The organism is Streptomyces kaniharaensis (assembly GCF_009569385.1).
Classification (GTDB): Bacteria; Actinomycetota; Actinomycetes; order Streptomycetales; family Streptomycetaceae; genus Kitasatospora; species Kitasatospora kaniharaensis.
Map to the genome: position 1 here is coordinate 2,892,587 of NZ_WBOF01000001.1, position 19,768 is coordinate 2,912,354.

At 73.2% G+C, this 19,768-nt stretch carries 17 protein-coding genes and 2 pseudogenes; 14 read left to right on the forward strand and 5 right to left on the reverse strand.

Annotated features, from left to right (window positions below):
- Nucleotides 1–9 precede the first annotated feature (9 nt).
- A complete protein-coding gene (locus tag F7Q99_RS13225; protein WP_153461390.1) occupies nt 10–1,128 on the reverse strand; it encodes a lipid II:glycine glycyltransferase FemX in 1,119 nt (372 codons plus the stop codon).
- A 167-nt stretch (nt 1,129–1,295) separates the two neighbouring features.
- On the reverse strand, nt 1,296–1,595 hold the full coding sequence (locus F7Q99_RS13230; RefSeq protein ID WP_153461391.1) for a hypothetical protein: 300 nt from the start codon (nt 1,593–1,595) through the stop codon (nt 1,296–1,298).
- 317 nt (nt 1,596–1,912) lie between these two features.
- Between F7Q99_RS13230 and rpsF the strand changes: the two genes are divergently transcribed.
- From rpsF to rplI, 4 genes are all read left to right on the forward strand, one after another.
- On the forward strand, nt 1,913–2,203 hold the full coding sequence (gene rpsF / locus F7Q99_RS13235; protein ID WP_063348486.1) for a 30S ribosomal protein S6: 291 nt from the start codon (nt 1,913–1,915) through the stop codon (nt 2,201–2,203).
- A 96-nt stretch (nt 2,204–2,299) separates the two neighbouring features.
- Complete coding sequence (locus tag F7Q99_RS13240) at nt 2,300–2,887, forward strand: single-stranded DNA-binding protein (protein WP_153461392.1); 588 nt, start codon at nt 2,300–2,302, stop codon at nt 2,885–2,887.
- Nucleotides 2,888–2,966: 79 nt separating this feature from the next.
- On the forward strand, nt 2,967–3,203 hold the full coding sequence (gene rpsR / locus F7Q99_RS13245; protein ID WP_030304537.1) for a 30S ribosomal protein S18: 237 nt from the start codon (nt 2,967–2,969) through the stop codon (nt 3,201–3,203).
- Nucleotides 3,204–3,220: 17 nt separating this feature from the next.
- Nucleotides 3,221–3,667: a 50S ribosomal protein L9 gene (gene rplI, locus F7Q99_RS13250; RefSeq protein WP_153461394.1), complete on the forward strand. Its 447-nt coding sequence runs from the start codon at nt 3,221–3,223 to the stop codon at nt 3,665–3,667.
- A 98-nt stretch (nt 3,668–3,765) separates the two neighbouring features.
- On the opposite strand, the gene F7Q99_RS13255 is transcribed toward rplI, so the two are convergent.
- Nucleotides 3,766–5,100 (reverse strand): MATE family efflux transporter, encoded by a 1,335-nt coding sequence (locus F7Q99_RS13255; protein WP_153461396.1) that lies wholly within the window; start codon nt 5,098–5,100, stop codon nt 3,766–3,768.
- 567 nt (nt 5,101–5,667) lie between these two features.
- On the opposite strand from F7Q99_RS13255, the pseudogene dnaB reads away from it, so the two are divergent.
- Nucleotides 5,668–7,174: pseudogene (gene dnaB / locus F7Q99_RS13260) on the forward strand (replicative DNA helicase).
- Between the two features lie 27 nt (nt 7,175–7,201).
- Here the strand turns inward: dnaB and manA are convergent.
- Nucleotides 7,202–8,392: a mannose-6-phosphate isomerase, class I gene (gene manA, locus F7Q99_RS13265; protein WP_153461398.1), complete on the reverse strand. Its 1,191-nt coding sequence runs from the start codon at nt 8,390–8,392 to the stop codon at nt 7,202–7,204.
- A 327-nt stretch (nt 8,393–8,719) separates the two neighbouring features.
- Between manA and F7Q99_RS13270 the strand changes: the two genes are divergently transcribed.
- From F7Q99_RS13270 to F7Q99_RS13310, 9 genes and pseudogenes are all read left to right on the forward strand, one after another.
- Entirely contained in the window at nt 8,720–9,484 is a 765-nt protein-coding gene (locus F7Q99_RS13270; RefSeq protein ID WP_326846614.1) for a polyprenol monophosphomannose synthase, read from the forward strand.
- A gap of 358 nt (nt 9,485–9,842) precedes the next feature.
- Nucleotides 9,843–10,424: a molybdenum cofactor guanylyltransferase gene (gene mobA, locus F7Q99_RS13275; RefSeq protein WP_153461402.1), complete on the forward strand. Its 582-nt coding sequence runs from the start codon at nt 9,843–9,845 to the stop codon at nt 10,422–10,424.
- Between the two features lie 92 nt (nt 10,425–10,516).
- Nucleotides 10,517–10,799: pseudogene (locus F7Q99_RS13280) on the forward strand (DUF6457 domain-containing protein); the annotation flags it as partial.
- A gap of 50 nt (nt 10,800–10,849) precedes the next feature.
- Nucleotides 10,850–12,019: a molybdopterin molybdotransferase MoeA gene (locus F7Q99_RS13285; protein ID WP_153466138.1), complete on the forward strand. Its 1,170-nt coding sequence runs from the start codon at nt 10,850–10,852 to the stop codon at nt 12,017–12,019.
- Between the two features lie 120 nt (nt 12,020–12,139).
- Nucleotides 12,140–13,117, forward strand: a complete 978-nt coding sequence (locus F7Q99_RS13290; protein WP_153461406.1) for an NAD(P)H-quinone oxidoreductase — start codon at nt 12,140–12,142, stop codon at nt 13,115–13,117.
- Between the two features lie 128 nt (nt 13,118–13,245).
- Entirely contained in the window at nt 13,246–13,959 is a 714-nt protein-coding gene (locus F7Q99_RS13295) for a hypothetical protein (protein WP_153461408.1), read from the forward strand.
- Nucleotides 13,960–14,203: 244 nt separating this feature from the next.
- The gene (locus F7Q99_RS13300) at nt 14,204–14,770 is read left to right on the forward strand and encodes a bacterial proteasome activator family protein (protein ID WP_153461410.1); all 567 of its coding nucleotides are present in this window, start codon (nt 14,204–14,206) and stop codon (nt 14,768–14,770) included.
- A 290-nt stretch (nt 14,771–15,060) separates the two neighbouring features.
- Nucleotides 15,061–16,452, forward strand: a complete 1,392-nt coding sequence (locus F7Q99_RS13305; RefSeq protein ID WP_153461412.1) for a protein kinase domain-containing protein — start codon at nt 15,061–15,063, stop codon at nt 16,450–16,452.
- A 112-nt stretch (nt 16,453–16,564) separates the two neighbouring features.
- Entirely contained in the window at nt 16,565–18,325 is a 1,761-nt protein-coding gene (locus tag F7Q99_RS13310) for a protein kinase domain-containing protein (RefSeq protein WP_407697776.1), read from the forward strand.
- Between the two features lie 9 nt (nt 18,326–18,334).
- Here F7Q99_RS13310 and F7Q99_RS13315 read toward each other — a convergent pair whose 3' ends face one another.
- Nucleotides 18,335–19,435 carry a phosphotransferase gene (locus F7Q99_RS13315; protein WP_326846615.1) on the reverse strand — a complete coding sequence of 367 codons (1,101 nt, stop codon included), beginning with the start codon at nt 19,433–19,435 and terminating at the stop codon, nt 18,335–18,337.
- Nucleotides 19,436–19,768 lie beyond the last annotated feature (333 nt).

A 19,768-nucleotide genomic window follows, 5' to 3' on the forward strand; every position in this document is an offset into this window, starting at 1 on the left:
TCAGCCTCCTCAGCGGCGGGACATGTAGAGGTCGAGGGCCTTGTGCAGCAGCTTGTTGAGCGGGAAGTCCCACTCGCCGAGGTACTCGGCCGCCTGCCCGCCGGTGCCGACCTTGAACTGGATCAGACCGAACAGGTGGTCGTTCTCGTCCAGGGTGTCGGAGATACCGCGCAGGTCGTACACGCCGCCGCCGAGGGCGTAGGCGTCGCGCATCATCCGCCACTGGACGGCGTTCGACGGCTTGACCTCGCGCTTGTGGTTGGCCGAGGCGCCGTAGGAGTACCAGACGTGCTCGCCGACCACGAGCATCGTGGTCGCGGCCAGCGGCTCGCCCTCGTGGTAGGCGATGTAGAGCCGCATGCGGTTCGGGTCCTCGGAGTTGAGGGCCTTCCACATGCGCTGGAAGTAGGACAGCGGGCGCGGCATGAACTTGTCGCGCTCGGCGGTCACCAGGTACAGCTGGTGGAAGATCGGCAGCTCGTCGTAGCCGCCCTGGACGACCTCGACGCCGCTCTTCTCGGCCTTCTTGATGTTGCGGCGCCAGAGCTGGTTGAAGCCCTTCTGGATGTCGTCCAGCGAGCGGTTGGCCAGCGGCACCTGGTACACGTAGCGGGGCTGGACGTCGCCGAAGCCGGCGCCGCCGTCCTCGCCCTGCAGCCAACCGGCCTTGCGCAGCCGGTCGGCCACCTCGAAGGCGCGCGGCTCGTACCAGTCGGCCTCGATGTCGCGCAGGCGCTTGGCCTGCTTGGCGGCGATGGCCTCCTTGATGGTGGGGGCGTTCCAGCGGCGGATGACCACCGGCGGGCCCATCTTCACCGAGAACGCGCCCTGCGACTTGAGGTGCGCGAGCATCGGGGAGAGCCAGCGGTCGAGGTCCCGGTCGAACCAGTCGATGACCGGGCCCTCCGGCAGGTAGGCGAGGTAGCGCTTGACCTTCGGCAGCTGGCGGTAGAGCACCAGGCCGGCGCCGACGAGCTGGTTGGCGTCGTCGAACCAGCCGATCGACTCGGAACGCCACTCGGCCTTCACGTCACCCCAGGCCGGCACCTGCATGTGGCTGGCCGAGGCGCGGCTCCTGATGAAGGCGAGGTGCTCCTCGCGGGTGATCGTCCTCAGGCGCAGGCTCATCGGTGCTCCTCGTCGGTCGGGCTGTGGTGGCCCCGGGTTCTCGGGGTGACCTTATCGTCCGGGGCCCTGGCCCCCGCCGGTGCGGGCGCGACGGCGCCCCCGTGCGTACCTGTCCTCAAGCAGATACGTGACGGGGGCGCCGAGGGTTCCTGGACGGGTGGGTGGGCTCAGCCCCAGAGGCCACCGCGGGCGATGCCCAGATAGAAGCCGATGGCGGAGGCGCCGAGCGTGATCATCAGGACGAAGCGCTCGGCGGTGGTGACCGAGATGAACATGCCCCAGAGCCCCGTGACGATGCCGAACAGGCCCGTCCACGAGGTCAGGATGTGCAGGTTGTGGAAGAACGAGGTCGTGAAGGCGATCGTGCCCAGCAGGGCGGTCAGCGCGACCAGGGTGTTCTCCCGCGGGTGCGGGTGGCCGTCGGTGTTGAGCGTGAGGGCGGGCATGCGTTGGACGGACTGGGCCATGTGTCCCACCTCCTGGCGTGGAGACGAACGGGCAGGAATCCCGTTCCGTCCAGATTGCGGCGGTTGGACAGGTCTCACAACCCCTATGCGTTTTGTTCGGCCGTACGGGTGCGGGTAGGCTGTGCCGTCTGCACTGGTGTAGTTGTGCCCCCTTGCGCCCTCTTCCGGGGCGACCGCCCGTTCCGGGCGAGTGGGGCCCGACTGTCGGACCCGGCCGCTACGGTGGGCCGTGTCGTCACTGCTCCGGTGCCGACGCTGCACAACCCTCCTGCCACGGAGAGACCGTGGCCGTTGAGTCCAAAGGAGGTGGGTTACCCATGCGTCACTACGAGGTGATGGTCATCCTCGACCCCTCGGTCGAGGAGCGCGCTGTCTCCCCCCTGATCGAGAACTTCCTCACCGTCGTCCGCAACGCCGGCGGCAAGGTGGAGAAGGTCGACACCTGGGGTCGTCGCCGTCTGGCTTACGAGATCAACAAGCAGTCCGAGGGCATCTACTCGGTCATCGACCTGAAGGCCACGCCTGAGGTCGTCAAGGAGCTCGACCGCCAGATGGGCCTGAGCGAGTCGGTTCTGCGGACCAAGGTCCTGCGCCCGGACACCCACTGAGCCACCTCTGAGGCCTTCGGGTCTCGGGTAGCTCGCGTCCGCTGTTTCACGTGAAACAGCGGTGAACGGACATCTTCCCGAGAGGTCATCACCACCATGGCAGGCGAGACCGTCATCACCCTCGTCGGCAATCTCGTCGACGACCCCGAGCTGCGCTTCACCCCGTCGGGTGCGGCGGTCGCGAAGTTCCGCATCGCGTCCACCCCCCGCACCTTCGACCGTCAGACGAACGAGTGGAAGGACGGCGAGAGCCTCTTCCTCACGTGCAACGTCTGGCGGCAGCCGGCGGAGAACGTGGCCGAGTCGCTTCAGCGCGGCATGCGCGTCATCGTGCAGGGCCGGCTGCGCCAGCGGTCTTACGAGACCAAGGAAGGCGAGAAGCGGACGGTCTTCGAGGTCGAGGTCGACGAGGTCGGCCCGAGCCTGCGCTCGGCGACCGCGAAGGTCACCCGGGCCAACCGGTCCGGCGGCCCCGGCGGCGGCTTCGGCGGCCAGCAGGGTGGCGGCCAGCAGGGCGGTTGGAGCGGCGGTGGCGGCCAGCAGGGCGGCTGGGGCGGTAGCTCCGGCGGCCAGTCCGGCCCCTCCGACGACCCGTGGGCGTCCAGCGCCCCGTCCGGTGGCAACCAGGGCGGCGGCTGGGGTGCCCCGTCCGGTGGCGGCTTCTCGGAAGAGCCCCCGTTCTAAGAGCTGACAGATTTCGTGCGGCCCGGCCGCAGGCGTCGGACGACGCCCGCCGGGCCGTGAACCCCAAATGGAGCACACAATGGCGAAGCCGCCTGCTCGCAAGCCGAAGAAGAAGGTTTGCGTCTTCTGCAAGGACAAGGTCAACTACGTTGACTACAAGGACACGAACCTGCTGCGGAAGTTCATCTCCGACCGCGGCAAGATCCGTGCCCGCCGGGTCACCGGCAACTGCACCCAGCACCAGCGTGACGTCGCCACGGCCGTGAAGAACAGCCGTGAGATGGCGCTGCTGCCCTACACCAGCACCGCGCGCTAAGAGAGGGTGACCGAGTAATGAAGATCATCCTCACGCACGAGGTGCCGGGTCTCGGCTCCGCCGGCGAGGTCGTCGAGGTCAAGGACGGCTACGCCCGCAACTACCTGGTCCCGCGTGGCTACGCCATCCGCTGGACCAAGGGTGGCCAGAAGGACGTCGACGCCATCCGTCGCGCCCGCAAGATCCACGAGATCCAGACCCTCGAGGCCGCCAACGAGGTCAAGGGCAAGCTCGAGGGCGTCCAGGTCAAGCTGGCCGTCCGCTCGGGTGAGGCCGGCCGCCTGTTCGGTTCGGTGACCCAGGCCGACGTCGTCGAGGCCATCAAGGCCGCCGGTGGCCCGGCTGTGGACAAGCGCGCCGTCGCGATCGCCTCGCCGATCAAGACCGTGGGCACCCACAAGGTCTCGGTCAAGCTGCACGCCGATGTCCAGGCCAACCTCGACGTCGCCGTCGTCGCCGCCTGAGCTTCGTAGCAGTGGCCCGAGGGCCGGACTCCTCCGCGGAGTCCGGCCCTCGGTCGTTGTTCGGCCTCTGATGTCCTGACGTTCGGCCCCTGGCGTTTTCAGCCTCGGACGGCCCCGGTCACCAGCCACTTGCCGCCGCGGGCGCGCCACACCAGGAAGGCGCCGCGGACCAGCATGAACAGGTTCATCGCCCACCACAGCCCGGCCAGCCCGGCGCCGGTGGCCGGCACCGCGAGGGCCGCCGGGGCGAACACCGCGAGCGTGGCGATCGCCGCCCAGGCCAGGTACGGGCCGTCCCCGGCGCCCATCAGCACGCCGTCCAGCACGAAGACCAGGCCGGACACCGGCTGGCTGAGCGCGAGCAGCAGCAGGGCGGTGTCCAGCTGCGCCTGCACGGCCGGATCGGGCGTGAACAGCGGGACGTACAGCGGGCGCGCGACCACCACCAGCAGGCCGAGCACCACGCCGGAGCCGATGCCCCACTCGACCATCCGCCGGGTGGCGGCCTTCGCCCCCGGGACGTCCGAGGCGCCCAGGTAGCGGCCGATGATCGCCTGGCCGGCGATCGCGATGGCGTCCAGCGCGAAGGCCAGGAAGCTGAACAGGGTCATGGTGATCTGGTGCGCGGCCACCTCGTCGTCGCCCAGCCGGGCGGCCACGGCGGTGGCGAGCATCAGCACCGCCCGCAGGCTGATCGTCCGGACCAGCAGCGGGCCGCCCGCCTTGGCGCCGGCCCGGATGCCGGCCGCGTCCGGCCGCAGCGACGCGTGTTCCCGGCGGGCCCCGCGGACCACGACGGCCACGTATGCCGCGGCCATCCCGGTCTGCGCCAGCACGGTGCCCCAGGCCGAGCCGGCCACCCCGAGCCCGGCCCCGTACACCAGGCCGACGTTCAGGGCGATGTTGGCGGTGAAGCCCGCCACGGCCACCAGCAGCGGCGTACGGGTGTCCTGGAGACCGCGCAGCACGCCGGTGGCGGCCATCACCATGAGCATCGCCGGGATGCCCAGGGCGCTGATCCGCAGATACGTCACCGCGTAGGGCGTGGCCGTCTGCGAGGCGCCGAGGACGTCCGCCACCTGGGGCGCCAGCAGCAGGGTGAGTGCGACCACCGCGGTGGACAGGGCGAGGGCCAGCCAGATGCCGTCGATGCCCTGCTGGACGGCCGCCCGGCGGTCCCCGGCGCCGATCCGGCGGGCCACGGCGGCGGTGGTGGCGTAGGCCAGGAAGACGAACACGCCCGTCACGGACGTGAGCGCGGCGGAGGCGACGCCGACGCCCGCCAGCTGCGAGGTGCCGAGGTGGCCGACGATCGCCGAGTCGGCCATCAGGAAGAGCGGCTCGGCGACCAGGGCGCCGAAGGCCGGGATCGCCAGGGCGAGGATCTCCCGGTCGTGCCGGCGTCTTCCGGCGTCTGTGGAGGTGGCGGTCATGGGCTCCAGGCTACTCATCCACAGGTAATGACTGCTAGTCGCCTGTGTCCATTACTCGAAATCTTGAGCGGCGCGCTCGGCCCGCGGTGTGTTCACAGCCACTCGGTGGCGTGTGAAGAATTTCTCATACACAGGCCCCGGAAGAGGTAATCCCAGGTCAGCAGGGTGACGGTGGACCGATGGTGTGCTTATCCACAGGGTCTTCCACAGGGGTGTCCACAGGTTTGCCGCAGTTCTCCACAGCCCCGGGCCCCTCGTCCACACCCCCTGTGGATAACCGTCTTGGCCGAACGGCGTCCGGCGCCTTAGCGTGGGCCCTCCGTCCGACACTCCCACCCGCCTCGGCGTCCGATTTGTCGGTGCGGTGCCGTACAAAGAGGAGCGCAGCCGACCCGGCAAGACGCGCTCCAACTCGCACCACTCGCTGATCGGGGAACACGCGTGACCGGCCCCCAGTACGACGACCACGACGCCCCGCCGCCGGAGGAGGACTGGCAGACCGCCGAAGACCCCTTCCCCGCCGGCGCCTTCGACGACGCGCCGTTCCCGGACGGCCCCGGCGACCGGCTGCCGGTCCCCCGCGGGCGCGGTGCCGGTCAGGGCGGCGGCCGGGACGGCTTCCAGCGGGGCGGCGGCTTCCAGGGCGGCAAGGGTCAGCGGGACGGCGGCCGGCGCGACGGCTTCCAGCGTGACGGCCAGCGCGACGGCGGCCGCGACCGCCGCGACGACGAGCGTTCCGGCGGCGACGGCTTCGAGCGCGTCCCCCCGCAGGACCTCGCCGCCGAACAGTCCGTCCTCGGCGGCATGCTGCTGTCCAAGGACGCCATCGCCGACGTCGTCGAGGTGCTCAAGCCCGCCGACTACTACCGGCCCGCGCACGAGATGATCCACGGCGCGATCCTCGACCTGTACGCCCGCGGCGAGCCGGCCGACCCGATCACCGTGGCCGGCGAGCTCACCAAGCGCGGCGAACTCCAGCGCGTCGGCGGCGCCCCGTACCTGCACACCCTGGTCAACTCCGTCCCGACCGCCGCCAACGCCGAGTACTACGCCCAGATCGTCCACGAGCGCGCGGTGCTGCGCCGCCTGGTCGAGGCCGGCACCCGGATCGCCGGGATGGGCTACGCGGCCGAGGGCGACGTCGACGAGATCGTCAACTCGGCGCAGGCGGAGATCTACGCGGTCACCGAGCAGCGCACCAACGAGGACTACGCGCCGCTGGCCGACATCATGGAGGGCGCCCTCGACGAGATCGAGGCGATCGGCTCCCGCAACGGCCAGATGTCCGGCGTCCCGACCGGCTTCGCCGACTTCGACCAGCTCACCAACGGCCTGCACCCCGGCCAGATGATCGTCATCGCGGCCCGCCCCGCCATGGGTAAGTCCACCCTCGCGCTGGACTTCGCCCGGGCCTGCTCGATCCACAACAAGCTGCCGAGCGTGATCTTCTCGCTGGAAATGGGGCGCAACGAGATCGCCATGCGCCTGCTCTCCGCCGAGGGCCCGGGTGGCGCTGCACCACATGCGCTCCGGGAACATGACGGACGACGACTGGACCCGGGTCGCCCGCCGGATGCCGGACGTCAGCGAGGCGCCGCTGTTCATCGACGACTCGCCGAACCTGTCGATGATGGAGATCCGCGCCAAGTGCCGTCGGCTCAAGCAGCGCAACGACATCAAGCTGATCGTCATCGACTACCTCCAGCTGATGCAGTCCGGCGGCTCCCGTCGGGCCGAGAACCGCCAGCAGGAGGTCTCGGACATGTCCCGGAACCTCAAGCTGCTGGCCAAGGAGCTGGAGGTCCCGGTGATCGCGCTCTCCCAGCTGAACCGTGGCCCCGAACAGCGCACCGACAAGCGCCCGATGGTCTCGGACCTGCGCGAGTCCGGCTCGATCGAGCAGGACGCCGACATGGTCATCCTGCTCCACCGCGAGGACGCCTACGAGAAGGAGTCCCCTCGCGCCGGCGAGGCCGACCTGATCGTCGCCAAGCACCGTAACGGCCCGACGGCCACCATCACCGTCGCCTTCCAGGGCCACTACTCCCGCTTCGTCGACATGACCCGCGACTGACGGGGGCGGGCCCCGGGGCCCGTGGCGTCAGAGGGTCACGGTGGCGCGGAAGAGGGTGGTCGCGCTGCCGGAGAGGCGGGTGGGGGTGCCGGTGGCGGGGAGGAAGGCCGACTCGCCGCGGGCGAGGGTGAGGGCGGTGCCGTCCGGGGCGGTGAGGCGGGCGGAGCCGGCGGTGCAGAGGAGGATCTGGGGGGTGCGGCCGTCGATCTCGCGGTCGGTGCCGTCCAGGACGAAGCGGGACAGGCGGAACTCGTCGATCGGCACGGGGTAGAGATCCTCGCCGGGGGTGCCGGGCACCGGGGCGGGGTGGAGGACGGCGGGGGCGCCCGCCTCGAACACGACCACCTTCATGAGCTCGGGCACGTCGATGTGCTTCGGGGTGAGCCCCGCGCGCAGGACGTTGTCGGAGTTGGCCTGGAGCTCGACGCAGACGCCGTGCAGATAGGCGTGCGGCACGCCGGCGCCGAGGTAGAGCGCCTCGCCGGCTCGGAGCCGGACGTGGTTGAGCAGGATCCCGGCGATCAGCCCGCGGTCGCCGGGGAAATCCCGGGCGATCCGGCGGTAGGGCGCGTAGTCGCCGTACGGACCGGTGAGGGCCAGCGCCTCGGCGGTCTCCCGGATGGTCTTCTCGGCGGTCCCGTCGTCCATCGTGAGGATCGCGGCCAGGGCGCTGCGCAGCGCCTCGGACTCGTCCTCGGCGGCCAGCAGGTCGATGATCGGGTCGAGCCCCGGGACGGCGAGCCCGGCCAGCAGCCCGGCCGCCTCGGCGGCCGGGCGGAACCCGCAGAGGCCTTCGAACTCGCCCAGCGCGCAGACGAGTTCGGGCTTGTGGTTGGCGTCGCGGTAGTTCCGCTCGGGGGCGTCCAGCGGGATGCCGAGGGCGTTCTCGGCGGCGAAGCCGGCCCGGGCCTGGTCGAGTGTGGGGTGGGCCTGGATGGACAGCGGAATGCCCGCCGCGAGGATCTTGAACAGGAACGGCAGGGCGGGGCCGAAGCGGGCGACGGCCGCGGCGCCGAGTTCGCCCTCCGGGTCGGCGGCGATGAGCTCGTCCAGCCGTTGCGGTCCGTCGCCCCGGTCGGCGCGGGACGGGTCACCGGGGTGGGCGCCCATCCACAGCTCGGCCTGCGGTTCGCCGGTGGGTTCCCGTCCGAGCAGTTCGGGGAGGGCGGTGACCGACCCCCAGGCGTACGGGCGGACGGTGTTGACGAGCCGGTCCATGCGCGAGGTCCTACTCCTTCGCTCCTGTGCGGGTGTTGCCGGATCGCCGGGACACGGGCCCGGCGTGCGGGCGGTCCGGGCCGAGACAGGGCAACGACCCTAGCCGAACCGCGTCACCTGAGGGGAAACGGCGGGCGTCCCGTGGGAGTGCCGTGGTCGGACCGGCGGTGCACAGACGCGGTAGTAGGATGCCAGGACGCATTAGTTTCCACCGTGCGCAGCAGTTTCCGCCGCGGTCACCACGTCGGCGGGCCGCCGACGGGCGCGGCGTTCCGAGGAGCGGGCGACGGTGACCGGCACTCCCGCCATCGGCCGAGAGGTTTGTACGTGACCGTGAACCAGCCGCGTTTTGCTGACCTCGGCAAGGTGCTGGTGATCATTCCGACCTTCAACGAGGCGGAGAACGTCGAGCGGATCGTCGGCCGGGTCCGCGCCTCGGTGCCCGAGGCGCACGTCCTGGTCGCCGACGACAACAGCCCCGACGGCACCGGCGAACTGGCCGACAAGCTCGCCGCCGAGGACGCCCACGTGCACGTCATGCACCGCAAGGGCAAGGAGGGCCTGGGCGCCGCCTACCTCGCGGGTTTCCGCTGGGGCATCGACAACGGCTACGACGTCCTCGTCGAGATGGACGCGGACGGCTCGCACCAGCCCGAGGAATTGGACCGGCTGCTGGGCGCGCTGCGCGGCGCCGACCTGGTGCTCGGCTCGCGCTGGGTGCCCGGCGGCCGCGTGGTGAACTGGCCGAAGTCCCGCCTGCTGCTGTCCCGCGGCGGCTCGACGTACTCGCGCCTGATGCTCGGCGTGCCGATCCGGGACGTCACCGGCGGCTACCGGGCGTTCCGCAAGGAGACGCTGCTCGGGCTGGGCATGGACGAGGTGGCCTCGGCCGGGTACTGCTTCCAGGTCGACCTGGCCTGGCGCACCGTGAAGGCCGGGTTCAAGGTGGCCGAGGTGCCGATCACCTTCGTCGAGCGCGAGCTGGGCGCGTCCAAGATGAGCCGCAACATCGTGGTCGAGGCGCTGTGGCGGGTGACCTCCTGGGGCATCTCCGACCGGGTGGCCCGGCTGCGGGGCGTGAAGAGGCGCTGAGCCGAAGGTTTTTCGACCGGGCCCCTCTGCTGACCACCGCAGGCGGGCCCCGTCGTCGACGCTCGCCGGAAGGCGCGCCCCCTCCGGGCGCGCCTTCCGCACATCCGGCCGCCTGTACAACGGCACCCACATCTGGACCGGCGACACCACACCCGTGCAGCGTGTCACCTGGGGGCACAACCTCGGACGGATCGCCGACCTCGGCGTGGACCGGGTGCTCGCCGGACACCGGGCGCCCGCGCGTCAAGCGCGTCGGTGGAGTCGGTGGAGTCGGCGGAGGAGGGCGGGGCCACAGAGGCCGGTGCCACGGAGGCGGGGACCGCGGAAGGCGCGGCCGACTAGGGCGGATACTGGCCGCATGACGCCGTACGACGTGATCGTTCCGGCGGGCGGGGCCGCCCGGCGCCTCGGCGGGGCCGACAAGCCCGGGCTGACCGTCGGCGAGACCACCCTGCTCGACCGGGTCCTCGCCGCCTGCACCGGCGCCCACACCACCGTCGTGGTCGGCCCGGCCCGGCCCACCGCCCGCACCGGCGTCCGCTGGACCCGCGAGCAGCCGCCCGGCGGCGGGCCGGTCGCCGCCGTCGCGGCCGGGCTCGACCTCGTCACCGCCGAGACCGTCCTGCTGCTCGCCGCCGACCTGCCGTTCCTGGACCGGAGGACCGTCGACCGGCTCGCCACCGCCCTCGACGACGCCGGCCCGGCCGTCCAGGCCGCCGTCCTGGTCGACGCCGGCGGCCGCGACCAGCCGCTCGCCGCCGCCTACCGCACCGCCGCCCTGCGCACCGCCCTGGCCGCCCTCGGCGACCCGGCCGGCCTCCCGCTGCGCCGCCTCGTCGGCGGCCTCCCCCGGCTGCTGGTCGCGGACACCGACAACGTCGCGTACGACTGCGACACCTGGGAGGACCTCGAACAGGCCCGGGAACGCGACCGGGGGTAGGGCGCTCCCGCGCGTCCTCACCGTGCGAACAGAGGCCTGTGAGCGAAACGATGCGCCGTGCACATGGGGTGAACATCCCGGGGAAACCGCCGATCAGGCAGCATGGGGCGCATGGAGCGCACGCTGGATGACTGGATCGCGGAAGTCCGGGCCGACCTGGGCATCGACCTGGACGTCGACGTCCGAGGCCTGCTGGACCTCGCCCGGGTGGTCGCACACGGGGTGGCCCGGCCGGCCGCGCCGCTGACCGCCTTCCTGATCGGCTACGCCGCCGCCCAGCAGGGCGGCGGCCCGGAGGCCGTCGCCGAGGCCGCCCGGCGCACCGCCGTGCTCGCCGAGCGCTGGAGCGCCGCCGCCGGGCCGGGCGAGCCGTGAGCGCCGTCGAGTACGACGTCAAGGAGCCCGCGGTGACCGCACCCGGCGTCATGGCCTGGTCGCAGGCCCGCGAGACCGCCCGCCGGGCGGGGCTGCGCCCGCTGCCGCCGGTCGGCCTGCCGCTCGCCGCCGCCCTCGGCCACACCCTCGCCGAACCGCTCACCGCCCTCACCGACCTGCCCGCCTTCGACACCTCCGCGATGGACGGCTGGGCCGTCGCCGGGCCGGGCCCCTGGCGGGTGGCCGGGCGGCTGCTGGCCGGCCAGGCCGCGGTGGCGCCGCTGACCGACGGCACCGCCGTCGAGATCGCCACCGGTGCCCAGCTGCCGCACGGCGCCACCGCCGTCCTGCGCCGCGAACACGGCACGACGGACGGCACGCTGCTGCGCGACTGCGGCCCCAGGCCGCTGACCACCGGTCAGGACGTCCGCCCGCGCGGCCAGGAGTGCCGCCGCGGTGAGGCGTTGCTGCCCGGCGGCACCCCGGTCGGCCCGGCCGTGCTCGGCCTGGCGGCCGCCAGCGGCCACGACCGGCTCGTGGTCCGCCGCCGCCCGGTCGTCGAACTGCTCGTCCTCGGCGACGAGTTGCTCGCCTCCGGGGTGCCCGGGCCGGGCCTGGTCCGGGACGCGCTCGGCCCGCTGCTGCCGCCCTGGCTGCGAGCCTCCGGCGCCGAGGTGGTCGAAGTCCGCGCCGTACGCGACGACTTCGGCCTGCTCCGGGACGCCCTCCGGCACTCCACCGCCGACGTCGTCGTCACGACCGGCGGGACCGCCGCCGGCCCGGTCGACTTCCTGCACCGCGCACTCGTCGAGGCCGGTGCCCGACTGCTCGTCGACGGCGTCGCCATCCGGCCCGGCCACCCCATGCTGCTCGCCGAACTCCCCTCGGCCGAACTCCCCGGCACGCGCCACCTGGTGGGCCTGCCCGGCAACCCGCTGGCCGCCGTCGCCGGGACCGTCACCCTCGCGCTGCCGCTGCTGCACGCCCGCAGCGGCCGGTCCGCCGGCGGACCGGCCCCCGCACCCGCCGCCGTCGACCTGCCCGGGCACCCGACGGACACCCGGCTGGTGCCCGTCCGGCGCACCGCCGACGGTGTCGTGCCGCTCGCCTTCGACGGGCCGGCCATGCTGCGCGGCCTCGCGCGGGCCGAGGCGCTCGCCGTCGTCCCGCCCGGTGGCGCGGCGGCCGGGGACCTCGTGGAGCTGCTGGCGACTCCGTGAGCCGGCTGGGCGCGTCCTGCGCGTGATGGAACCGCCGGTCACCCGGGCGCGGCCCGTGAGACCGAGGACCGGCGCGGCCGCTGCCTCCGGCGAGGACTGACGCGCAGTAGGTTCGGGGGCATGCATGCGATGACGATTCCCGTACCCGGCGGCCCCGAGGCTCTCGTCTGGGCCGAGGTGCCCGACCCGGAGCTCGGCGAGGGCGAGGTCCTGGTCGAGGTGGCGGCCACCGCCGTCAACCGCGCCGACCTGCTCCAGCGGCAGGGCTTCTACAACCCGCCGCCCGGCGCGTCGAGCTACCCCGGGCTCGAATGCTCCGGGCGGATCGCCGCCCTCGGGCCGGGCGTCTCCGGCTGGGCCGTCGGCGACGAGGTGTGCGCGCTGCTGGCGGGCGGCGGATACGCGCAGCGCGTGGCCGTGCCGGTCGGGCAGCTGCTGCCGCTGCCCAAGGGGCTGGGCTTCGAGGAGGCCGCCGCGCTGCCCGAGGTGGCCTGCACGGTGTGGTCCAACGTGTTCCTCACCGCCCACCTGCGGCCCGGCGAGACGGTGCTGGTGCACGGCGGCGCCAGCGGCATCGGGACGATGGCGATCCAGCTGGCCAAGGCCGTCGGCGCCCGGGTGGCGGTCACGGCGGGCAGCGCCGAGAAGCTCGCCCGGTGCGTCGAGCTCGGCGCCGACATCGCGATCAACTACCGCGAGCAGGACTTCGTCGAGGCCCTCCGGGAAGCCACCGACGGGGCCGGGGCGGACGTGATCCTGGACATCATGGGCGCCAGGTACCTCCAGCGGAACGTGGACGCGCTGGCCGTCAACGGGCGGCTGGTGATCATCGGACTGCAGGGCGGGGTGAAGGGCGAGCTCGACCTCAACACGCTGCTGCGCAAGCGCGGCGCGGTCGTCGCCACCAACCTGCGCGGGCGTCCGCTCGCGGAGAAGGCGGCGATCGTGGCGGCGGTGCGGGAGCACGTCTGGCCGCTGGTCGAGTCCGGGGTGGTCCGGCCGGTGATCGACCGCGTGCTGCCGCTGACCGACGCCGGGGCCGGGCACCGGGTGCTGGAGGCAGGGGAGCAGGTCGGCAAGGTGGTGCTGCGGGCCTGAGCCGGGTTCGGGGCGTACGGGTGACCTGAGCCCGAAATGCCTCGATTGTCGGATTGTGTGAGGCTGGTCCGGAGCTGTCCCGCCGCCGACCCCGCCCCGCGCGGTCGGCCGTCGGAAGGACTCCGACCGTGGCCGCACCAATGCACGCGCTCCTCGGGCCGCTGCCCGCCGCTTCGCTTCGTCGCCGTACCCGAGGCCGCCGGCTGGTGACGGCGACCATGCTCGGGCTCGCACTTCCGCTGGCCGCCGTGACGCTGGCCGTCGCCGCTCCCGGGGCGGGGGCGGCGCCGAGCCCGCAGGGGCCGGGCACCTCCCGGTGGGCGGGGCCGGCCCCGAGATCGACGCCCGTGCGGACGTCCGAGTCTCCCGCCACCCCCGCCACCCCGGCTGCCGCGCCGCCGGAGCGGCCGGTCGCTCACCCGCGCCCGGACGACCGGGACGCGCGGGTCCGCCGCCACCGGTTCGCGGCACCCGAGCGGGCCGACCTCGCTCCGGAGCAGGCGCCCGACCAGGCCGCCGAGCAGGCGCCGGAGCAGCCCTCGGAGAAGGTGCCGGAGCAGGCGCCGGAGCGGCTTCCGGAGCAGCCTCCGGAGCAGGCACCCGGGGTCGACCAGCCCGCCGCCGACCCCGACCCCGACCCCGGCACCTCGGACACCCCGGCCCCGGCCGAGGACGCCGCGGACACCCCGGCCGCCGTCACCAACCAGGCCGCCCCGGCCGCCCCCACCGTCCTCCCCGCCCGCTGGCACGACGCCTCCACCCTCCAACTCCCGCTGGGTGTCGGCCTGGGCCTGATCGGCTGCGGCCTCGGCCTGATCGGCCTGCGCCTCCGCAAGCCCTGACCCTGCCGTGCGGACGTCCCGCAGCTTCGGGCGTCCGCGGCGTGGGGTGGTTGTGTGGGGTTCTGGCGGATCGGTGGGGTGCGGGGTGGGGGAGTCGTAGTTCGGCCGAGTGGCAAGGGAACTGAGTATCCGTACGGATACCCGGGTGGCCTGGCCGGGGCGTACCGTCGTGGTCGGCGGTACAGGGCGGTGGGCAGGCCGGGGGCTTCCGCTCGGCCAACCCCAGTGAGAGAGAATGTTGTTCATGACGAATCCGATGAACGAGCAGTCGCAGGACGGCCAGAAGATCCTGATCGTCGGGCCGGACGGGCTGCCCGTGGGCTCGGCCAGCCCGGCGGGGGACGACGAGGGCGATGCGCCGCGTGAGCTCCCGGTGACCGAGATGGTCGAGCAGCCCGCCAAGGTCATGCGGATCGGCAGCATGATCAAGCAGCTGCTGGAGGAGGTCCGGGCGGCGCCCCTCGACGAGGCCAGCCGGGCGCGGCTGAAGGACATCCACGCGAGCTCCATCAAGGAGCTGGAGCTCGGCCTGGCCCCCGAGCTGGTCGCCGAGCTGGAGCGGCTGTCCCTCCCGTTCACCGAGGACAGCATCCCGACCGAGGCGGAGCTGCGGATCGCGCAGGCCCAGCTGGTCGGCTGGCTGGAGGGCCTGTTCCACGGCATCCAGACGGCGCTGTTCGCCCAGCAGATGGCGGCGCGGGCGCAGCTGGAGCAGATGCGCCGGGCGCTGCCGCCCGGGCTGCACGGCGGCGAGGCGGACGAGGACGAGCCGGGCCACGGCCGCGGCATCCGTTCCGGCCCGTACCTGTAGGCCGTACCGGTAGTCCCTGGGGGGCGGCCGCAGACGGTCGTACCGGTCGTACCGCGACGGTCCGCCGTGCAGCGTCGTACCGCCGGGTGGCGGCCACGGACCGGACCCAGGATCGGCCCTGAGCCGATCGCCGTCGGCGTGAGCCGATACCCTGGCCCCCTGTCGCAGGCCGCTGGAGCCGCCGCGACAGGGGTCGGGCCGGCCGGCGGGCCGGGCCCACACCACGTACGGACGAGACCGAACGTCACGGTCGCGGGGGCGACGCCCGCGCCGAGGGGGAGCAGAGGACCATGAGCGAGCACGGCAACGCGGCGGTCGAGGGCTACTCCCTGGGCAACGGCCGCTACGTGTTGCAGCGGCTGCTGGGCGAGGGCGGCATGGCCTCCGTGCACCTCGCGTACGACAGCGTGCTGGACCGGCAGGTCGCGCTGAAGAGCATGCACAGCGAGCTGGGCCGGGACGACTCGTTCAAGGAGCGGTTCCGCCGCGAGGCCCAGGCGGTGGCCCGGCTGGAGCACCCCAACATCGTCACGGTGTACGACAGCGGCGAGGACATCGCCGCGGACGGCTCCAGCACGCCGTACATCGTCATGCAGCTGATCGACGGCAAGGGCCTGCGCGAGGCGATCAACGACGCGATCGGCCAGTACGGCGCGATGCCGACCGAGGAGGCCCTGAAGGTCACCGTCGGCGTGCTGAACGCGCTGGAGGCCTCGCACGACATGGGCCTGGTGCACCGCGACATCAAGCCCGGCAACGTCATGTTCGACCGCAAGGGCAATGTCAAGGTCATGGACTTCGGCATCGCCCGGGCGCTGGAGTCCGGCGTCACCTCGATGACGCAGACCGGCATGGTGGTCGGCACGCCGCAGTATCTGTCGCCGGAGCAGGCGCTCGGCAAGCCGGTGGACGCCCGTTCCGACCTGTACTCGGTCGGCGTGATGCTGTTCGAGATGCTCACCGGCCAGCTGGTCTTCGACGGCGACTCGGCGTTCTCGATCGCCTACAAGCACGTGCAGGAGGAGCCGCCGGCGCCGTCCACGATCAACCGGTCGGTCACGCCGGCGGTGGACGCGTTCGTCGCCCAGGCGCTGCGCAAGGACCCGGCGCACCGCTTCCCGAGCGCCGCGGCGATGCGCGACGAGGCGGAGCGGCTGATCGCGGAGCTGAAGGGCGGCGGCGGGCACTCGCTGCAGGCCAGCACCCCGCTGGTGATCAACGAGGGCCCGCGCTCGGTGCACGCCGCGCCGCACACCCCGCAGACCCCGCCGCCCTTCCAGCAGCAGCAGCCGTACCAGACGCCGCCGCCGGCCTACCAGACGCCGCAGCCCCAGTTCCTCCAGCAGGGAGGGGTGCAGCAGCCGTACCAGACGCCGCCGCCCGCGTACCGCACGCCGCAGCCCTTCCAGCAGCCGGCGCACACCCCGCCGCCGCGCCCGATGCCGCAGCCGGTGCCGCCGTACCGGCCGAACCCGACCCCCGCGCCCAGCGGCGGCGGCTGCTCCACGGCCGCGGTGGTCATCGCGATCATCGTCGGTGTGCTCGTCCTGGCGGGCATCATCATCGCGATCGTGATCAACAAGGCCAAGACCGAGAACACCAAGACCAAGTACGGGCACGGCGAGCGGCCCGCCGCGGTGCTGGTGCTGGACGCCCCGTCCGACCGGAATGGCCTGCTCTGACGGTTTACGGCCGAACTTGGTGTGCTACGGGGGCTGCCCGGAAGCGGTAGCGTTCGGGGATACGTAAGCGACAGGGCACCGCGATCCGAGCGAACGCCCGGGGCGAGGAGCGATGGCACAGACGCAGCATCCGGACGACGACGAGGGTGCCCGGGCGGCCGGCCAGGCCGGTGGGCCCCCGCAGCCGCCCGCCCCGGGGAGCGACGCCGCCGCGACCACCGCGCTTCCGTCGATGCCACCCGGCGGCCCGCAGACGCCCGGGCGCGGCACCGCGGCGCCGCTGGGCACGGTCGGTGACGGCCGCTACCGGCTGACCCACCGGCTCGGGCGCGGCGGCATGGCCGAGGTGTTCGCCGCCGAGGACGTCCGGCTCGGCCGGACCGTCGCCGTCAAGCTGCTGCGCGGCGAGCTCGCCCAGGACGACGTCGCCCGGCTGCGGTTCACCCGCGAGGCGCACGCCGTCGCTGCGCTCAACCACCATTCGATCGTCTCGGTCTACGACACCGGCGAGGAGTACGTCGGGGACGAGTCCACGCCGTACATCGTGATGGAGCTGGTCGAGGGCCGGACCGTCCGCGAGCTGCTGCTGGACGAGGCGGCGCCGCCGGTCGACCAGGCGCTGATCATCATCGCCGGAGTGCTGGAGGCGCTCGCCTACAGCCACCGGCACGGCATCGTCCACCGCGACATCAAGCCCGCCAACGTGATCATCACGACCACGGGCGCCGTCAAGGTGATGGACTTCGGCATCGCGCGGGCGCTGACCGGCGGGGCCACCACCATGACCCAGACCGGCATGGTCATGGGCACCCCGCAGTACCTGTCGCCCGAGCAGGCCCTCGGCAAGCCGGTCGACCACCGCTCCGACCTGTACGCGGCCGGCTGCATGCTCTACGAGCTGCTGACACTGCGCCCGCCGTTCACCGGCGACACCCCGCTCTCGGTGGTCTACCAGCACGTCCAGGACCCGCCGGTGCCGCCGTCGCAGGCCAACAGCCGGGTGCCGCTCGGGCTGGACCCGCTGGTGCTGCGCTCGCTGGCCAAGAACCCGGACGACCGGTTCCAGGACGCCGACGAGTTCCGCGCGCACGTCCAGCACATGCTGCGCGAGATGCACGGTGCGGCCGGGGCCGGCTGGGCGGGTGCCGCGGCCGGGCTGGCCGCGGCGGGGCAGGGCAACACCGGCGCCACCCAGGTGATCCGTCCCGACGAGACGGCGGCCACCGCGGCCTTCGGCGTGGTCGGCGCGGGCGATCCGACCTCGGGGCTGCCCTATCACGGGGGCGGTCCGCACACCCCGTCGTCGCCCTACCAGGCGGCCGGCGGCCCGTACGACGGCGGCCACGGCCACGACGGCGGGGACGACGACGGGTACGACTCCGGGCGGCGGCGCGGGCCGTGGGGCTGGGTGGCCGGCGTGGTGGCCGTGCTGGTCGCGGCCGGGGTCGGCATCGCGCTCGCGCTCAGCGGCGGCGGCAACGACGGCGGCGGCGGCAACAACCCGGGCGGCGTCCAGACCACGTCGGCCCCGGCGGCGAGCACCACCGAGACCGGCACGCCGACCCAGACCGGCAGCCAGAGCCCGTCGGCGTCCAGCACGGCCACCCGGAAGACGCAGCAGCCGACCGACGGCGGCAACAACAGCGGCAACAACGGCGGCAACACGACGCCGACGCCGCCGTCGGGCCGGCACTCGGCCAGCCCGACGGCGACGTCGACCGCGACGCACACCCCGACGGCCACGTCGACGGCGACCAGCACGTCCTCGGCCACGGCGACGCCGACCAGCGGCAGCTCGTCCTCCGCGCAGCCCGCGCCGACCCAGACGTCCAAGCCGACGCTGCCGGTCACGCCGCCGCCGGCGACGCCCTGACCGCCCGGGTCAGTTGGCGAAGGCGTCCAGGACCTGCTCGTACTCCTGGCACCACCACGCCAGCTGGCCCGCCGAGGCGGGGTAGAGCGGGTCGGCCCGGTGGTCGGCCCGCTGGTAGCGCCACTGGAGCATCCAGAAGTCGTTCAGCCGCTCCCACCAGACCCGGTGGGCGGCCGCGGCCAGGTGCTCGGCGGTGGCGGCACCGGTGGCCCGGTAGGCCTGGGAGTAGTGCCGGACCCGGACCAGGTCGAGCGTGCCCGTGGTCCGGTCGTTGAAGAGCAGGGTGGCGGCGCGGACGGCCTCCTCGGCGCGCGGCTGCGGGCCGAGCTTGTCCCAGTCCAGGACGGCCGTGACCCGGTTGCCGTCCGGGGTGTCGGCGTACAGCAGGTTGAGCCCGTGGAAGTCGCCGTGGGTCCAGCCGGTGGGCGGGGCGGCCTGCGGGGCGGGCCGGCGGTGGGCGTGTTCGGCGAGCAGTTCCAGCCGTTCGGTGAGGCGTTGTACGACCAGGGCGTCCAGGTCGTCGTGCGGGCGGTGGGCGCGGGCGTGTTCGAGCAGGTCGCGGGCGAGGTCGGCGCTGTCGGCGGGGTCGGCGCTGCGGTAGCCGGCGGGCTGGGCGAGGGGGGCGCACACGTCGTCGAGCGCGCCGTGCAGCCGGCCGAGCAGCGCGCCGAGCTCGTCGCACTGCGGGAGGGTGAGCTCGGTTCCGTGCCGGTGCCGGCCATCGGTCCACGGGAACAGGGCGAACAGCCGGCCGCTGTGGCCGACCACCGTGCCGCCCCGGTCGGCGCAGGTCAGCGGGGGCGCGACGGGCAGTCCGAGGGCGTGCAGCGCGGCCATCGCGCGGTGGTGGGCGACGATCTTCGGGCGGTTGGCGGTGGCGGCGTCGACGTAGCACTTCAGGAAGTAGGTGCCGGCCTCGGTGGTGACCCGGTACCCCCGGTTCAGCAGGCCCTCGGCGACGGGTTCGGCGGTCAGTATCCGTCCCACCCGGTAGCGGCACAGGACCTCGGCCAGACCGGTGTGCGGGACTGGCGGGCTGAGGGTCCCTATCGGCGGGGCGGAGAGGTCGGGGCGGGCCGGGGCGCAGGCGAGGGTCTGGCTGAAAGTCACAGCCAGAGGTTAGGGCCATCCGGTTGGGGCCCTTGACAAAGAGTCATGGGTGTGTATGTGAGTCCGCCTGGTGCGGGTGTGCGACTCCGCCCCCGTCTGGCGAGGACGCCCGGGACATCGTGGCTTCCGGCCGGGCCGGCCACGTCGACCATCGCGATGTCGTGGTCGACCGACAGCGCATCGTGCACACCCCGCCGCGGCCGCCTCGCGATCGTCGAGTCGGAATGGATTGATCTGTCCCTTATGGGGTGCTGCCAAACCGGCTTATATCGACAGACAACGGACCTGTCTCTCACACCGCCCCAGGGGCGCGATCCGGCCAGACCGGTCCGA

Coding starts and splice junctions, on each gene's coding strand:
- F7Q99_RS13225 (WP_153461390.1), bottom strand. CDS start 1,128: ATGAGCCTGCGCCTGAGGACGATCACCCGCGAGGAGCACCTCGCCTTC.
- F7Q99_RS13230 (WP_153461391.1), bottom strand. CDS start 1,595: ATGGCCCAGTCCGTCCAACGCATGCCCGCCCTCACGCTCAACACCGAC.
- rpsF (WP_063348486.1), top strand. CDS start 1,913: ATGCGTCACTACGAGGTGATGGTCATCCTCGACCCCTCGGTCGAGGAG.
- F7Q99_RS13240 (WP_153461392.1), top strand. CDS start 2,300: ATGGCAGGCGAGACCGTCATCACCCTCGTCGGCAATCTCGTCGACGAC.
- rpsR (WP_030304537.1), top strand. CDS start 2,967: ATGGCGAAGCCGCCTGCTCGCAAGCCGAAGAAGAAGGTTTGCGTCTTC.
- rplI (WP_153461394.1), top strand. CDS start 3,221: ATGAAGATCATCCTCACGCACGAGGTGCCGGGTCTCGGCTCCGCCGGC.
- F7Q99_RS13255 (WP_153461396.1), bottom strand. CDS start 5,100: ATGACCGCCACCTCCACAGACGCCGGAAGACGCCGGCACGACCGGGAG.
- manA (WP_153461398.1), bottom strand. CDS start 8,392: ATGGACCGGCTCGTCAACACCGTCCGCCCGTACGCCTGGGGGTCGGTC.
- mobA (WP_153461402.1), top strand. CDS start 9,843: ATGACGCCGTACGACGTGATCGTTCCGGCGGGCGGGGCCGCCCGGCGC.
- F7Q99_RS13285 (WP_153466138.1), top strand. CDS start 10,850: ATGGCCTGGTCGCAGGCCCGCGAGACCGCCCGCCGGGCGGGGCTGCGC.
- F7Q99_RS13290 (WP_153461406.1), top strand. CDS start 12,140: ATGCATGCGATGACGATTCCCGTACCCGGCGGCCCCGAGGCTCTCGTC.
- F7Q99_RS13300 (WP_153461410.1), top strand. CDS start 14,204: ATGACGAATCCGATGAACGAGCAGTCGCAGGACGGCCAGAAGATCCTG.
- F7Q99_RS13305 (WP_153461412.1), top strand. CDS start 15,061: ATGAGCGAGCACGGCAACGCGGCGGTCGAGGGCTACTCCCTGGGCAAC.
- F7Q99_RS13310 (WP_407697776.1), top strand. CDS start 16,565: ATGGCACAGACGCAGCATCCGGACGACGACGAGGGTGCCCGGGCGGCC.